The sequence below is a fragment of the Paraburkholderia suaedae genome (assembly GCF_040812055.1).
In the GTDB taxonomy this organism is placed as follows: Bacteria; Pseudomonadota; Gammaproteobacteria; order Burkholderiales; family Burkholderiaceae; genus Paraburkholderia.
On record NZ_JBFOAH010000035.1, the window covers coordinates 24,668 to 41,059 of the forward strand.

10 protein-coding genes, 2 tRNA genes and 1 pseudogene are annotated in these 16,392 nt (G+C 63.3%); 8 read left to right on the forward strand and 5 right to left on the reverse strand.

Translation table 11 applies throughout. The features are described from left to right. Positions 1-167: 167 nt before the first annotated feature. The gene (gene rnr / locus ABQJ48_RS32165; RefSeq protein WP_367841976.1) at positions 168-2,669 is read right to left on the reverse strand and encodes a ribonuclease R; all 2,502 of its coding nucleotides are present in this window, start codon (positions 2,667-2,669) and stop codon (positions 168-170) included. 303 nt (positions 2,670-2,972) lie between these two features. Between rnr and ABQJ48_RS32170 the strand changes: the two genes are divergently transcribed. The 3 genes from ABQJ48_RS32170 (at position 2,973) to ABQJ48_RS32180 (ending at position 4,283) form a co-directional block, all read left to right on the forward strand. Beyond that, positions 2,973-3,059, forward strand: a tRNA-Leu gene (locus ABQJ48_RS32170). Positions 3,060-3,277: 218 nt separating this feature from the next. Then, positions 3,278-3,364, forward strand: a tRNA-Leu gene (locus tag ABQJ48_RS32175). 370 nt (positions 3,365-3,734) lie between these two features. Then, positions 3,735-4,283, forward strand: a complete 549-nt coding sequence (locus tag ABQJ48_RS32180; protein ID WP_367841977.1) for a DUF488 domain-containing protein — start codon at positions 3,735-3,737, stop codon at positions 4,281-4,283. Between the two features lie 728 nt (positions 4,284-5,011). Here ABQJ48_RS32180 and ABQJ48_RS32185 read toward each other — a convergent pair. Beyond that, entirely contained in the window at positions 5,012-5,524 is a 513-nt protein-coding gene (locus ABQJ48_RS32185) for an A24 family peptidase (protein WP_367841978.1), read from the reverse strand. Between the two features lie 209 nt (positions 5,525-5,733). Between ABQJ48_RS32185 and ABQJ48_RS32190 the strand changes: the two genes are divergently transcribed. Then, entirely contained in the window at positions 5,734-6,705 is a 972-nt protein-coding gene (locus ABQJ48_RS32190; protein ID WP_367841979.1) for a LysR family transcriptional regulator, read from the forward strand. Between the two features lie 22 nt (positions 6,706-6,727). On the opposite strand, the pseudogene ABQJ48_RS32195 reads toward ABQJ48_RS32190, so the two are convergent. After that, a pseudogene (locus ABQJ48_RS32195) lies at positions 6,728-7,445 on the reverse strand (aldehyde dehydrogenase family protein); the annotation flags it as partial. Between the two features lie 150 nt (positions 7,446-7,595). Beyond that, a complete protein-coding gene (locus ABQJ48_RS32200) occupies positions 7,596-8,288 on the reverse strand; it encodes a phosphatase PAP2 family protein (protein WP_367841980.1) in 693 nt (230 codons plus the stop codon). Between the two features lie 468 nt (positions 8,289-8,756). Between ABQJ48_RS32200 and ABQJ48_RS32205 the strand changes: the two genes are divergently transcribed. Continuing rightward, positions 8,757-9,215, forward strand: coding sequence for a hypothetical protein (locus tag ABQJ48_RS32205; RefSeq protein ID WP_367841981.1), 459 nt, complete (start codon positions 8,757-8,759; stop codon positions 9,213-9,215). Between the two features lie 216 nt (positions 9,216-9,431). Here the strand turns inward: ABQJ48_RS32205 and ABQJ48_RS32210 are convergent, their stop codons facing one another. Next, on the reverse strand, positions 9,432-9,815 hold the full coding sequence (locus ABQJ48_RS32210) for a hypothetical protein (protein WP_367841982.1): 384 nt from the start codon (positions 9,813-9,815) through the stop codon (positions 9,432-9,434). A 421-nt stretch (positions 9,816-10,236) separates the two neighbouring features. Here ABQJ48_RS32210 and ABQJ48_RS32215 point away from each other — a divergent pair, with 421 nt between their 5' ends. The 3 genes from ABQJ48_RS32215 to ABQJ48_RS32225 all read left to right on the forward strand — a co-directional run bounded on the left by ABQJ48_RS32215 (position 10,237) and on the right by ABQJ48_RS32225 (position 16,392). Continuing rightward, entirely contained in the window at positions 10,237-11,484 is a 1,248-nt protein-coding gene (locus ABQJ48_RS32215; protein WP_367841983.1) for an MFS transporter, read from the forward strand. 640 nt (positions 11,485-12,124) lie between these two features. Further along, positions 12,125-14,623, forward strand: coding sequence for an acyl-CoA dehydrogenase (locus tag ABQJ48_RS32220; RefSeq protein WP_367841984.1), 2,499 nt, complete (start codon positions 12,125-12,127; stop codon positions 14,621-14,623). 98 nt (positions 14,624-14,721) lie between these two features. Further along, positions 14,722-16,392, forward strand: coding sequence for a 3-oxoacyl-ACP reductase (locus tag ABQJ48_RS32225; RefSeq protein ID WP_473094221.1), 1,671 nt, complete (start codon positions 14,722-14,724; stop codon positions 16,390-16,392).

A 16,392-nucleotide genomic window follows, 5' to 3' on the forward strand; every position in this document is an offset into this window, starting at 1 on the left:
CCTGAGTGCTTCGCTCGAGTAATGGTTTGTAGCTACCTGCCGCGCGGACGCCAGTGCGTACGTCAGGGCGTACGTCCCTGCAGCCGTGGCTGCGATAAAACGCAGACCGCGCGCAACCGGCACGTAGGAACGTGCCCGATGCGCGCGGTTCAGGACGAGTGAGCGTTTCAGCGCTTCTTGCGTGCGGTCGCTTTCGGCGCCGCCTGGGCCGCAGCGCCGTGCTTCTTCGGCGCGCCACGTGCGGCGCGCGCCTCGCTAACGGCTGCGCTTTGCCCGGAGGCGGCCTTATTGCGCCGCGCGCCCGGCGCCGCCGCGCCACCCTCGAGCGGCGGCAACGCGCGCACGCGCGCGCCGCCAGTGTCACTCGAACCCTTGTCGGCCAGCGAGCCGCGCGCGGCCGGCGGCTTGATCGGCGTGTCGCGCACGAGCCGGAAGTCGATCTTGCGTGCGTCGAGATCGACGCGGCTCACCTGCACGCGCACGCGATCGGACAGACGGTAACGAATGCCGGTGCGCTCGCCGCGCAACTCGTTCTTGATTTCGTCGTACTGGAAGTAGTCCGAGCCGAGTTCGGTGACGTGCACGAGTCCTTCGATGAACAGCGAATCGAGCTGCACGAAAATGCCGAACGACGTGACGCCATTCACCATGCCGCCATACTCCTCGCCGAGCTTGTCGCGCATGAAGTAGCACTTCAGCCAGGCTTCGACGTCACGCGACGCTTCGTCCGCGCGGCGCTCGTTGGCCGAGCAGTGCAGCCCCAGTTCCTCCCAGATCGCGACATGGTTGCCGCGCTGCCGGCCGCGCTTTTCGTCGTCGGCCTGTTGCATGGCGCGGGCACGCGGCGAGAGCGCCGTATTGAGCTCGACGCCTTGCGGCGGCTGCGGCTGATATTTGCGGCCTTGCAGGATCGCGTAGATCGCGCGATGCGTGAGCAGGTCGGGATAGCGGCGGATCGGGCTCGTGAAGTGCGCATACGCCTCGTACGCGAGACCGAAGTGGCCGATGTTCTCCGGACTGTAGACCGCCTGCTGCATCGAGCGCAGCAGCATGGTTTGCAACATCTGTGCATCGGGCCGCTCGCGGATCTGCGCCATCAGCGCGGCGTAGTCGCTCGCGTGCGGCGTGTCGCCCCCGCCGAGCGTGAGGCCCATGCCGCGCAGGAACGTGCGCAGATTTTCGAGCTTCTCCGCGGTCGGCCCGGCGTGCACGCGGAACAGTCCCGGATGCTTGTGGCGCTTGAGGAAATCGGCCGCGCAGACGTTCGCGGCTAGCATGCACTCCTCGATCAGCTTATGCGCGTCGTTGCGGGTGCGCGGCACGATCTGTTCGATCTTGCCCTGCGCATTGCAGACGATGTAGGTCTCGGTGGTATCGAAATCGATCGCGCCGCGTTTCTGACGCGCCGCGAAAAGTGACTTGTAGACGCCGTACAGATTCTGCAATTGCGGCAGCAATGCGGCGCGGCGCGTGGCCTCCGGACCCTTGGTGTTTTTCAGCACCGCGGCGACTTCCGTATAGGTCAGCCGCGCGGCCGAGTGCATCACGCCCGGATAGAACTGATACCCCTTCACTTCGCCGCGCGCGGTGACGACCATGTCGCACACCAGCACGCAACGGTCGACATGCGGATTAAGCGAGCACAAACCGTTCGACAGCTTCTCCGGCAGCATCGGAATCACGCGGCGTGGGAAGTACACCGAGGTGCTGCGCTCGATCGCGTCGGCGTCGAGCCCGCTGTTGGGCAGCACGTAGTGCGACACGTCCGCGATCGCGACGATCAGCCGGAAGCCCTCGCCGCGGCCGACCTGGATCGGCTCGCAATACACCGCGTCGTCGAAGTCGCGCGCATCTTCGCCGTCGATCGTGACGAGCGGCACGTCGCGCAGATCGATCCTGTGGCGTGCGTCGACGGGACGGACTTCGTCGGGCAGCTTCGCGGCTTCGGCTAGCGCGTCGGCGCTGAACTCGTGCGGCACGCCGTATTTGCGCACCGCGATTTCGATTTCCATGCCGGGGTCGTCGATATCGCCGAGCACCTCGGCCACGCGGCCTAGCGGCTGCGAGTGCCGGCTCGGAAAATCGGTCAGCTCGACCACCACCACCTGGCCGACCTTGGCTTTCTTGGTGTTCTGCGTGATCAGAATGTCGTGGCCGATGCGCTTGTCTTCGGGCGCGACGATCAGCGCGCCGTTTTCATTGAGCAGCCGGCCGATCACGCGCTTGTTGGCGCGATCCGTGACCTCGACGACGTGCCCTTCCGGACGGCCGCGCCGGTCATAACCGACGATGCGCGCGAGCACGCGGTCGTTGTGCATGACCTTTTGCATCTCGGCGGTGGGCAGAAACAGATCGTCCTGGCCGTCGTCGCGAATCAGGAAGCCGTAGCCGTCGCGATGACCCTGCACACGGCCCGCCACGAAGTTCGACGGATGCGTCAGCTGATAGAGATTGCGCTGATCGAGCCGGATCTGGCCGTCGCGCTCCATCGCGCCGAGGCGCTTGAAAAATCCTTCGCGCTCCTGGCGCTTGATCGACAGCGCTTCGGCGATGTCGTTCGCGGCAAGCGGCGCTTCACTCGTGCGCAGGACGCCAAGAATTTCTTCGCGGCTTGGAATCGGATACGGGAATTTGCTCAAGGGCTTGTCGATGATTTTTTCTCGTTGCATGGACGTCGGTCGGCGATGTGGCTCGGCTTGGAATGCGTTTGCGCTGCGCTTGATTCGCAGTTGCGATTGCACTGGAAACTGCTCGGGTCCGGCTCGTTCAAGGCTGAGTCGACGGGCGTGTGCGCACCGTGCCAACGAACTACTGCCAGGCATTCTAACACCCGTCTCGCGCGCCACGCGGCCCGTCAATAGTCGCGCGAAGGCGTACGCGGCGGCGTCGGCGGCTTGTTGGAGCAAGTTTTGCGAGGCGCTTGACAGGTCCTAATCTGTCGCTATAATGTCGGTCTTTGCTGGTCATCACCTGCCCAGGTGGCGAAATTGGTAGACGCACTAGGTTCAGGTCCTAGCGGTGGCAACACTGTGGAGGTTCGAGTCCTCTCTTGGGCACCAGATTCAACACTGAAGCCGCCTACGGGCGGCTTCAGTTTTTATGTGAAGATGTGGTTCGGTTCGCGCGTTGCTGGCGTCGTTAGCAGGACGGTAGTTGGGTAAGGAAAGCAGCGCTTTTCTGATCGGCTGAACCGGGCAGTTCGAAGGCGGAGTTTGTTTGCAGTGGGCATTGACACGCTGCACCACCTCGCTAAAATAGCGGTCTAGCTTGAAGATGTGCCCAGGTGGCGGAATTGGTAGACGCACTAGGTTCAGGTCCTAGCGGTGGCAACACCGTGGAGGTTCGAGTCCTCTCCTGGGCACCACAAGTAAGGCCGTTTAAAGAAGTTCAGAAGACCCCGTAAATCGTTGAATTTTCGGGGTTTTTTGTTTTATTGGCGTTCGAGTGGAAATACGGCAAGCCAGGTCATCGCGACACCCGCCCGGAAGCCGAAGCCCTACCCCCATCTCCTCGAACCAGAACTGCCCGATTTCCTGCGCGCGCTCAAGCAATCAACCAGCGGCCTGATTGCCTACGTCGCTCACTGTCGACGTACTCGCCCGCCTGCCACGATGAGTAGCGTGACGATTGGCGCGACCACAAACAGTTGCGAGTAACAGGCGGTATGCTGACCATAGATCCTGTCGCGGCCCATGCGAAGAGCACTCGTGAATCCACATCGGAAAAGGCGAGGTATGAGGCTTCCGTTCTACACGATCGGTCATTCGAACCGAACCCTTGAAGAATTTATCGGACTGCTGAGCGCTGCCGGCATCGGTACGCTCGCGGACATCAGAAAGATTCCCAGGTCGAGGTCCAATCCGCAGTTCAACGAAGAAACCCTTCCCGACGCGCTGGATGCATTCGATATCTCGTACGAACATATTGCCGCCCTGGGCGGACGTCGCGGAAAAGCGCTGACCTTGCCCCCGGATGCCAACGGCTTCTGGGAAAACAGCAGCTTTCATAACTGCGCCGACTATGCCCTCTCAGCAGATTTCCGCGCGGCCCTGGACCATCTCATGGAAAAGGGGCGCAAGCGGCGTTGCGCCGTCATGTGTTCGGAAGCTATCTGGTGGTGGTGTCACCGGCGCATCGTTGCCGATCATCTAATCGCGCGGGGCGAAACGGTTTTCCATATTATGGCGAGGCACCGCCTGGAACCCGCGCATCTTACGGTGGGTGCTGTCATTCAAGCCGATGGCACGGTCGTCTATCCGGGCAGCGCTGAATCGAACGCGTGACTGGCGAGGCATACACGAAGCAGGGGTGCCGGCACCCTCGCATATGCGCACCTCGGCATAGCCTTCGGCCGGCACCGGCTGCGATTGCAACGGCACGTCCATAACGCATTCAGTGGAGTCCCGGCAGGACGCGATATCGCACTGTGCTTCTATGCACGATACAGCGCGTCGTTGCTCAACAGCCGTTCCTCCCGCGCGATTCTGCCGCCCTGTAACGCAAACTGAATCGCGTACACCAAGAGGTTCTGTAAGCCGAAGTTCGATAGCAGGAAGCCTATGTCTCCAATGAAATAGCCAGATACATCGGCTGTCTTACGAAACGGTATGCGCCCGTGGAAACGGCCCCGCGGTTCGCCGGCAAAATCGCGAGCGAGCGGCGCACCAAAGCTTTGCAAACAGCTGCCAGCAGATCCCGGCGACCTGTAACGCCGCACTCACCGGCTCGGGCACAACCTGGACACCCGGGCCGAGCCGAACCGCGAGAAAGTAATATGAAGCGCCCATCGAACAGATACATGCGAACGGCGTCCAGTCGCGCCGCAGCGGGACGCGGGAGAACAGCAACAGGCCCACCGTGAAGCATTGCGCGCGGACGGCTGGCAATAACGTAACGCGTGCTGGATCGGCAAGCCCGTGGAGCATCGCCACATAGCTGAAGATATGTTCTGCAATCCTTTCTTTTGCCCCTCGATGTGGGCTCTACTGTGTTGCGTAAAGCCGGCTAGCCGTCAACCGATACCCTGCCCCGTGTGCACGACCATGATGCTCAGCGTGCCCAGGGCGATGACCGCGCCATACGGCAGCGATCCGACAGAAGACGATGCGCCGCCCTTGCCTGTCTCACCGCACTGTCCGCCCCGCGAAAGCAGGATAGCCAGCATATGGATGCCGACGGACCTCGCCGCGCGCTTGAAGGCAACTGCTGCGAGCGCCCAGACGCCGCCCATGACGCAAGTCACCAGCACGATCTCCAGCGCAAGCTCCGGCCCGACGAACGCGCGCACGGCCGCCATCAGCTTCGCGTCCCCCGCACCCATGCCGCGCAACAGGTAGAGCGGCAAGAACAGGCCGCCTCGGGTGAGCAGCCCCAACGTCCAGCGCTGGATGCCCAGGCCTGCTCCGTGCAGGCCCCACTGCACTGCGAACGCGAGCGCAAGGCCCACGAGCACCAGCACTTTCGGAATGCGTCGCTCGTGCAAATCCAAACCTGCAGCGGCGAGACCGGTGCGTCCGCAGCGCACAGAATGGCTCAATCTTGCGAAAGGTCGCAGGGAAATCGACGCGATGCACGGCCCATAACGTTTCTCTGCCGATCCGATCGAAACACCCGTTTTCGGTCGTGCGTCCATTTCGTCCCGTCCCACTGTACACGCCTGCCTTAGGGAAAACATAGGCGGCGCCCTGTCTGGCGGCAATTCCCAAATGGTTGGACAAGGCATAACATCAGGTCATGCCTAACCTTCGCAAAAAACTGCCGAGCGCCAATGCGCTGTTCGTGTTCGAAGCTGCCGCGCGCTGCGGCAACTTCACGCGCGCCGCGCAGGAGTTATACGTGAGCCAGCCTGCGGTGAGCCGCATGCTGGCGCGCATGGAAGACCGTCTCGGCGTGCGCCTCTTCGAGCGCGTGCGCGGCGGCATCGAGCTGACCGAGAACGGCAGAATCCTTTACCGGAAAATCTCCGAAGGCTTCAACGGCATTGAAGGCGCGATACGCGAGATCGAGGCGCGCGCCACCGGCGTCGAGTCGGTCACGCTGTCGGTGTCCACGGCCTTTACCACGCACTGGCTGATGCCGCGCATGAACCGGCTGAATGAGGCGTTTCCGAACGTCGACTTGCGGTTTCAGTTGATTTCGGGGCGGATCGGCGGGCCGCTAGTCGATGTCGATCTCGGCATGCGCTTCATGCACGAAGGCGAGATGGGCGAGAACTGCGTGCTGGTCATGCCGGAGACGCTGCTGCCGGTGTGCAACCGCCGCTATCACGAGAGCGCGCTCAGCGAGGCGGGCCGCGCGCACGGCGACACGGTGATCGTCATGGACGACGGCGAGCGGGGCTGGCACGACCGCTTCCAGGCGTTTGCGGCACACGGGCGGCACGCTACCAGCATGCTGAGCTTCAACGACTATGCGATCGTCGTGCAGGCCGCGTTGCTCGGCCAGGGTGTTGCGCTCGGCTGGCTCAACGTGGTGTCGTACTGGCTGCTGGACGGGGCGCTCTTGCCGGCAGAGCAGGAATTGATCGTCACCAACCGACGGTGCTGCCTGGCGTGGCCGGAGAGTCGCGCGCTGCGGCCGGTCGCGGCCGCCGTGCGCGACTGGATCATCGGCGAAACGCGCGGCGACGTGCGCGCGGTCGATCGCGCGTATCCGCAGTTGCAGCTGGAGCGCTCGCTGGGCGAGGCCGGAATGGTGATCGGCTAACGTGTTTGTCAGCTGCAACGATTCATGCGTAGTACCCGAGGATCGACTTGACCTCCATGTACTCTTCCATGCCCTCGATGCCATACTCGCGCCCGTTGCCAGACTGCTTGTATCCCCCGAACGGAGCCTGTGGGTCCCATGCCGGCTAGTTCAGATGCACCTGGCCGGACTGGATGCGAGCGGCGACCGAGCGCAGCAGTTCCCTGTCGCTGCCTTGCACGTGCCGCGCCCAGGCCGTACACGGTATCGTTCGCGATGGCGATCGCTTCTTCGACCGTGTCGTAAGGAAGGATCGCGAGGACCGGCCCAAAGATTTCCTGTTGCGCAATCGTCATGTCGGTGCGGACATCCGAGAAGATCGTCGGGCGTGCGTAAAAGCCCTTGCTGAATCCGGCGGGTCTTCCAGCGCCACCCGCAATCAGGTTCGTGCCTTCATCGATGCCTGCCTCGATGATCCGCTGCACCCTGCCGAACTGCGCGCGATTGGCGAGCGGGCCGTGGGTCGTCGCTTCGGCGAACGGGTCGCCGACGATCATCTGTTCGGTCGCCGCAAGGGCCAGCGCTTCGACCTGGACCGCGACATTGCGCGGCACGATCATGCGGGTCGGCGCGCTGCACGACTGGCCCATGTTCCGGAACGCGGCGGCGACGCCGAGCAAGACGGCTCGCGGCAGATCGGCGTCAGGTAGCACAATGTTCGGTGACTTGCCACCAAGCTCCTGTGCCACGCGCGGCAGTGTACAAACGTGGCCGCGTTTCTACGGCTGGTAAGCCGCTCGAACGGAACACGCAGCGCGTGGGATGGTTCCCGGACCTCTGCCGCCTGGGTATGCGCACCCATGACGGGCTATCTCGCGCTGCTGAGCACGAATCATGAAAAACCCCACGTCTCAGATCACTTTGGTTAAAGAACTTGCGAATTTCCTTAGTTCTTCGAACTGTGTGACCAGTTCCAGGCAGAGCACAAACGCAAGCATCGCCGAAACGCCAGGGTAGCGATCCATCCATCGCAGCACGCTGGGCGCGTAAAGACTTCGGATAGCGTCGCGCGTCATGACGTAAGTAATCACAATGCCCATCGCCGCGCCCGCAAGCAAGTCGGTGGGGTAATGAAAACCCAGATAAGCGCGCGGAGCGCAAATGAAAAGCGCGGTATAGAGCAGTGCAAAGATGCCGACCGTGCGTGAAGCGATGAAGATACCGACCGCTACGGACGTCCATAGTATGGCGTGATCGCTAGGAAAGGAACTCCAGGTTGGCAGCATGCTTTCCCGGTGCAAAATAGACACGAAGTGCTCATGCAGGCCCGGGGTGTTGATCGGCCGCGCGCGGAACGGCAAAAAGTCGGCGAGCGCACGTCCTATGAAAAGCGCCAATATACCGCTCAGCGTCGTGGCGATAACGACTTCGCGCCTCCATTGCGCGCGCTCGCCCGGGCGGAACCATAACCACCACAAGAGGGGAAGGAGCACCAGCCCCTTGAATGAGTAAAAACTCGCGACCGCGTTTATCGCATGGTTACATAACGGGCAAAAATTGAGTCTTGCCAGATAGCTTTCGAGAACCCCATCGATACTGTTCATAGTGGCAGCTATGGTGTTGGACGCAGCAAGCCGGGCCTTGCTCTTCCGTCGAAATGCGTCGACCGAGGGATCGCCGTAAATTGATCCGTTCGTAGATAAAGAATAGGCCATTTGACGGTGACGCGGAACGCACCGTTACCAATCGAGATTGCGATGGCCAGGTGCACGGCGCTCTTGCTTGCCGATTGCCGATTGCCGATTGCCGATTGCCGATTGCCAATTGCCAATTGCCAATTGCCAATTGCTAGCCAGCAGCGTCACACGACTTCACGCGGCTTCTCCTGCGTGCCCCGGACTCTCCATTACCGTTTCAATCGAAGGAATGGTCAGCGGCCAGCGAACATTGAATGAGGAGTTACAGAAGGTGCAACTGCGTGTAAATTAAGATCTTCTGGTTTGCGACCCGCCACTGCGTCTTCGAATCGGTCGCCATCGGAGTCAGTCCAGAAGAACTTCACAGGAGCCGGCATGAATGGGAAGCACAGCAAGAAAGGTCATCTCGAAGCCGCGGCGTCGCACCACGAGCAGGCCGCGCGACATCACCGCGAGGCGTCGCGGCATTTCGAGGACGGTCGAGACTTTGCGCACGCGGCGCATCAGGCGATGATGGCCCTTGGCCACACATTGCACGCAATCGATCAGGCACACGACGCTGGCGCGCATACCGCCAATGCGCCCCCGACAACGTCTGCATCGACCGGCTCACTCGTCACCGCGGCCGACGTAGCGAAGCATCACGCGGCGGCGGTGGAGCTTCACACGCAGGCCGCGCAGCACATGCGACACGCGGTCAAGCTCTTCGAACAGGACCGTAGCGCGGTCTCGCACGACGCACAGCTAGCGCTCTCTCTTGCTTTGCGTGCCTTGTCGCACAGCAATGAAGCGGCCAGACTGTTCATCAAACTCGCTGCCAGTGCTGCTTCGTGAATTGCCGCATCGAATCGGGACCGACTACCTCGCGTCTGGAATAGTCATCGGAATAGTACGGTACCCGTTAATAGCGCAAATCGAAGGCACCGGAAGCCGCACCGGTTTCCGCACGCATGCGCACTGTGTAGCACCGGATTGTCGCGCGGACCTACGGTAGTAGACCGTCAACCTCCGCGCATCATCACCTATCGCGCAATCCAGCGCCACTTCAGACTAGGCCTTTCGCTCCAGCAAGTCTGCGGCCATAGACTTCGCATGCGCTACGGCCGCTTGTGCGTCGAGGAATACACCAAGCTCCTCCCAGTGTTCTTCGACCGCGTAAGTGCCTTTCATACCGAGTGCTCTCTGGACGCGCAATTGCGCTGCGTACCTGCCGTCCTCCAATGGTCGGGCAGTCGCTACGACCTTATGCGGAAGACCGGATCTTTCTGGCTGAACCAACTCGGCAGGACTCCCAGGTATGCCGATGTCTTTCAACTCGTTCCTCGCGTTGCAGTCCGGGCAGTAGAAACACCACCCCGCCTCCTCATGATTGGATCTGACCTGCCCGCGCGCCAGCACGGCACGACATTCAACATTCTCGCAAATGAAAGGCATAGCAGTTTCCGGAGTTGTTTGAAAGAAATCCTAGCATGTCCACCGGCGACCAACCATCGGAATTGTTGCCATGCCGGAGGCTAAGGAAAACCCTTGAGCGGGAGTCGGCGAGATCGCTTTGCGCAACTGCAGAATCGCCATCATTGGATATCGCTGTGCGGAAAGCCGTCCACGGGCGCCATGGAACCCGCCCACCTTACGGAAAACGAACGCAAACCCCACGCGGCTAATACAACAATTACATTCTTCCGACATCTCGCATCCCGCCAGCATGAGAATTGCTGCCGCAGTAATAGCCGTTAAATACCGGTTCAATCATGCAAGTGCTTAACGGTCGGCGTACACTCGCCGGAAGCCATTATCAGCGGCCGTAGCCACCCGTCGTCGGACACGGGTCACTGGAGACAGAGGAGAACAATCAATGAACTGGACACGCGAACAAAGGAACGTCACGATCGCCGCCTATCTCGGGTGGACGCTCGACGCATTCGATTTCTTCCTGATGGTGTTCGTATTGAAAGACATCGCGGCAGAATTCAATACGACCATTCCGTCGGTTGCGGTCGCGATCATGCTGACCTTGATGATGCGTCCGGTCGGCGCATTGATCTTCGGCTGGCTCGCCGACAAGTACGGCCGCCGCCCCACGCTGATGCTCAACATCGCGTGTTTCTCGCTGCTCGAACTGCTGTCCGGCTTGTCGCCGAACCTGATCACCTTGCTGGTGCTGCGCGCGCTGTTCGGCATTGCGATGGGCGGCGAATGGGGCGTAGGCGGCGCACTGACCATGGAAACCGTGCCGCCCAAATCTCGCGGCATCGTCTCCGGCCTGCTGCAGGCAGGCTATCCGAGCGGCTACTTGCTAGCGTCGATCGTGTTCGGCGTGTTCTACCAATACATCGGCTGGCGCGGCATGTTCTTCGTCGGCGTGCTGCCCGCACTGCTCGTGCTGTATGTGCGCGCGCACGTGCCGGAATCGCCGGCCTTCAAGACGCTCGAAAAGAGAGCGCGGCCTGGCCTCATCGCCACCTTGAAGCAGAACGTCGGCTTGTCGCTTTACGCGATCGTGCTGATGACCGCGTTCAACGTCTTCTCGCACGGCTCGCAGGATCTGTATCCGACCTTCCTGCGCGTGCAGCGTCAGTTCGACGCGCATACGGTGTCGTGGATCACGATTACGTTGAACATCGGTGCGATCTGCGGCGGGCTGTTCTTCGGCTGGTTCTCCGAAAAGATCGGACGCAAGCGCGCAATCTTCATCGCCGCGCTGATCGCGTTGCCGGTGCTGCCCCTGTGGGCGTTCTCGAGCACACCTGTGTTGCTCGCGCTGGGCGCGTTCCTGATGCAGATCTCCGTGCAAGGCGCGTGGGGCGTCATTCCGGTGCACCTGAACGAAATCTCGCCCGATGAAATCCGCGCGACCTTCCCCGGCCTCGTGTACCAGCTCGGCAATCTGATCGCGTCGGTCAACGGTCCGTTGCAGGCGAGCGCCGCCGAAGCGCACGGCAACGACTACGCGCTCGTGATGGCGGTGGTGATCGGCGTCGTCGCCGTCGTGATTGCCGCGCTGATTCCGTTTAGCCGCGAGCGGCGCGGCATCGACATGACGCGCTCGGCCGAAGAGGTGACCGCCCATGCCGCAGGAAGCCCGGTGGGAGGACACGTTTGAGCATTTGAAGGCAACGGCTGTTTCGTCCGCGTTCTCGCTGACGATAGCCGGCAAGGCGGTTCGAAGCCCCGCGCAAAGCAATAAGCGCGTCGCGGTGTAGCAACGCATATCAGGCCGTTCCGACCGGAACGGCCTTTTCGTTTGCGTGCCATTTGATGCGACGCGCAACGAAAGATGGCCTTTTCAGCTCTTCTAGAGGAGTTAATCCACCATGATCCTTGATCGCCTTACCCGTCCTTCCTTATCCTGAGGCGCAACATGATCAGCACGCCGCAGATGCAGAGCCGCAACAGCAACGCTACGAGGCCGCCCCATCAACGGATCTGACACGCAGCGGGAATCGCAACACAGCGAAGCGGCACGCAGGCAAGCGCATCACCACGAACCGTGCATGTTCGATCCACGCTTGCGGACTGCGCACCTAAGCCATCTCACACGGTCGAACTATCAACACGGCGCGCAGGAATCGACAGGCGCGATTAACGGCACACCCGCGGCGCAACAGCAATAACAACTCGTATCGAAGCATCGCAACCGCCACAGAAAGAAGCCGGGGCGCTGACACACATCATCGAAACGCGAGCCATCCCGCGCGCCATGGATGCGTCGTTCAAGCATCATCGAAACAGGAGGAAACATCATGTCGTGGTTCGTCCTGATACTCGTCATTGCCGCTCTGGCGCTCGTCTACATGCAGGCGCGCGCGTCGTGGTGGCTGGTCACGATGATCGTCTGGCTGGCGGCCGCGCAGGTCAGCGGCGCAGCGGGTGCCATCGCCACGACACTGCTTGCGATCGTGCTGGTCCTCCCTGCCCTGCTGCTCACACTCAAGCCGCTGCGCCGCGCGTGGCTGGCCAAACCGATGCTCGATATCTTCCGCAACAGCTTGCCGGCGATGTCGCCGACCGAGCGTGAGGCGATCGAAGCCGGCACCATCTGGTGGGACGCGGAGCTGTTCTCGGGACGCCCGCACTGGGACAAGCTGCTCGGCTACGGCCCGCCCACCCTGACGCCCGAAGAGCAGGCATTCCTCGACGTCGAATGCGAGCAGCTTTGCGATCTGGCGAACGACTGGGAAACCACCGCGCTCTGGCAGGACGTGTCGCCGGCCGCGTGGCGGTTCATCAAGGAGCGCGGCTTTCTCGGCATGATCATTCCGAAGCAGTACGGCGGCAAGCAGTTCTCCGCGTATGCGCATTCGCAGGTCATCATGAAGCTCGCCACGCGCTGCTCGGCCGCCGCCGTTTCGGTGATGGTGCCGAACTCGCTCGGCCCCGCCGAACTGCTGATGCATTACGGTACCGACGAACAGAAGAACCACTACTTGCCGCGCCTTGCGTGCGGCGACGAAATTCCCTGCTTCGCGTTGACGAGCCCTTACGCCGGCTCCGACGCAGCGGCAATTCCGGACATCGGCATCGTCTGCAAGGGTAGCTTCGAAGGCCGCGAGACGCTGGGCTTTCGCGTGACGTGGGACAAGCGCTACATCACCCTCGGGCCGATTGCCACCGTGCTCGGCCTCGCGTTTCGCGCGCTCGACCCGGATCACCTGCTCGGACCGAGCGACGAGCCCGGCATCACCTGCGCGCTGATTCCAACCCATCACCCGGGCGTGACCATTGGCCGCCGTCACTGGCCGCTGAACGCGGTGTTCCAGAACGGCCCGAACTCGGGCAAGGACGTGTTCGTTCCGCTGGATTGGGTGATCGGCGGCCGCGCGCAGGTCGGCAACGGCTGGCGCATGCTGATGCAATGCCTCGCGGCAGGCCGCGCGATTTCGCTGCCGTCGTCGAACGTCGGGATGGCGAAGCTCGCTGTGCGCGGCACCGGCGCATATGCCGCGATTCGCCGCCAGTTCCGCACCGCCGTCGGCCGGTTCGAAGGGGTGCAGGAAGCGCTCGGCCGCATGGGCGGCAATCTGTACGTGATGGACGCCGCACGCCGGCTGTCCGCGCAGGCGGTGGACCTGGGCGAAAAGCCCTCGGTGATTTCGGCGATCGCCAAGTATCACATCACCGAGCGCGCCCGCAGCGTCATCAACGACGGCATGGATGTGGCCGGCGGCAAGGGCATTTGCCTCGGGCCATCGAACTTTCTCGCGCGCGCCTATCAGCAGATGCCGATCTCGATCACCGTGGAGGGCGCGAACATCCTCACGCGCTGCCTGATCATCTTCGGCCAGGGCGCGATCCGCTGCCATCCGTATCTGCTGAAGGAAATGGCCGCAACGCGCGATACCGACCTTACCCGAGCGCTACGCGATTTCGACGAGGCGTTCTTCGGCCACGTGAGCTTCACGCTTTCGAACGTCGTGCGCAGCTTCGTGTACGGCATCACAGGCGGCGCGCTGATCGCGAGGCCGCGCACCGCGTATGCGCCGCTGCACGGCTACTATCGCGCGGCAACGCGCGTGTCGACCGCCTTTGCGCTCCTCGCCGACGTCTCGATGCTGGTGCTGGGCGGCGCTCTGAAACGCCGTGAGCGCCTCTCCGGCCGGCTCGGCGACGTGCTGTCGCAGTTGTACCTGATCTCGGCGACGCTCAAGCGCTTCGAGGACGAAGGCCGTCAGGAGGCCGACTTGCCGCTCGTGCGCTGGGGCGTCGAAGACGCGCTGTACCGGGCGCAGCGCGCGCTCGACGGCGTGCTCGCCAATTACCCGAACCGCATCGCCGCCGGCCTCGTGCGCGTGCTCGCGTTCCCGTTAGGACTGCCATACCGCGAGCCGCCGGACCGCCTCGGCGGCGACATCGCCCAGCTGATGCAAACGCCCGGCGCGGCGCGCGAGCGTCTGGTGTCCGACTCCTATGTTCCGCATGCTGACGGCGACGCGCTCGGCTATGCGGAGCGGGTGTTCGAGCTGAACCCGCGCTTCACGCAGATCGAGCAGAAGCTGCGCGACGCGCTCAGGCAAGGCCTGCTCGCGCCGATGCCGCAAAGCCTGGTGGAACTCGCCGCATGGACCGACAGCGCCTCGCAGCGAGGCCTGATCGACGCGGACGAGCGCCGGGTGCTCGACGACTATGCGCGCTACGGCGCGCAAGTCGTGGCCGTCGACGACTTCCCGGCCGACTTCGACATGCTCGCCGGGCTGCAAACCCGCCAGGAGGCGCTCGACCACGCGCTCGAACTGACCGCGTGAGTGCGCTTCACGCGCGAAAAACCTCGCGGCAAAGCGCACCGGATGCGCTCAACTCAGTGCACACTGGCACACGTCCGGCCAGCGGAGCAAACAACAATATGAACGACGCTTACCTGAAGTTCGTCAACTCGCCGTTCGGCGCGCGCTTCGCGCGCTCGCTCGGGCTGCCCAGGCCCGAGGTGCTGCGCCGCTATCGCGCGGACCGGCCGGAGTTCGAAGGGCTGGTGGCGATCGGCGGAGCGCGCGAGCCGCGACTGTTCGATGCGCTCGCGAATCTGGTGGCGAACATCGGCGTAACGAGCGTCGCGCACGAGAGCGCGGGCCTGTGGGTGCCGCTCGCCACCCGCCACGGTCTGATGACCGGCCGCTTCGAAGCGGCGCAGCCCGGCTCGCCAGGCAGGCTCGCCGCACTGCTGTTCGACGCGAGCGGGATCGAAGACAGCAGCCAGTTCGCGCCGGTGCACCAGTTCTTCCACGACACGCTGCGCTCGCTCGGCAAGTGCGGCCGCATCGTCGTGCTCGGGCGGCCGCCGCAGCGTTGCGCGAGCCCGCGCCAATGGACCGCGCAGCGCGCGCTCGAAGGCCTGACGCGCTCGCTCGGCAAGGAAGCGGGACACGGCATTACCGCCAATCTCGTGTATGTCGCGCAAGGCGCGGAAAACGGCGTGGAAGCGACGCTGCGCTTCTTTCTGTCGCCGCGCTCGGCCTATGTGTCGGGGCAGGTGGTGAGCATCGACGTGAGCGGTGTGAGCGGTGTGAGCGGTGTGAGCGGTGTGAGCGGTGTGAGCGGTGTGAGCGGTGTGGGCGGTGTGGGCGGTGTGGGCGGTGTGGGCGGTGTGGGCGGTGTGGGCGGTGTGGGCGGTGTGGGCGGTGTGGGCGGTGTGGGCGGTGTGGGCGGTGTGGGCGGTGTGGGCGGTGTGGGCGACGTGGGCGACGTGGGCGACGTGGGCGACGTGGGCGACGTGGGCGACGTAGGCGACCTGAGCGAACCGGCCCACGCGGCTCACCACCGCGCGCCGCCCGCATTCGACTGGGCGCAACCGCTCGCGGGCCGGCGTGCAGTCGTGACGGGCGCTGCGCGCGGCATCGGCGCGTCGATTGCGAGCGTGCTGGCCGCCGAGGGCGCGCACGTGATCGGCATCGACATTCCGTCGGCACGCGACGCGCTCGACGCCACGCTGCGCCAGCTCAACGGCACCCCGCTCGCCTTCGACATCGCCGCACCGGAAGCCGCCGCGCGAATCGCCGCCGCGCTCGACGAACTGGGCGTCGACATCGTCGTGCACAATGCCGGCATCACGAAGGACAAGACCATCGCGAAGATGAGCGATGCCGCATGGCAAAGCGTGATCGACATCAATCTGAGCGCGCAGGAACGCATCGACGACGCGCTGCTCGGCGCCGGCATTCTGCGCGACGGCGGCCGCATCGTGGCGGTGTCGTCGATCAACGGCATTGCGGGCAATCGCGGCCAGACCAACTACGCGACCTCGAAGGCCGGCGTGATCGGCCGGGTGCAAAGCATGGCGCCGTCTTTGCGCGCGCGCGGCATCACCATCAACGCGGTCGCGCCCGGCTTCATCGAAACGCACATGACCGCGAAGATGCCGCTCGCGCTGCGCGAAGCGGGCCGTCGCATGAACTCGTTGAGCCAGGGCGGCCAGCCGGTCGACGTCGCGCAGACCATCGCGTGGCTCGCGCATCCTGGATCGGCGGGCGTCACGGGCCAGGTGGTGCGCGTGTGCGGACAAAGCCTGATCGGAGCATGA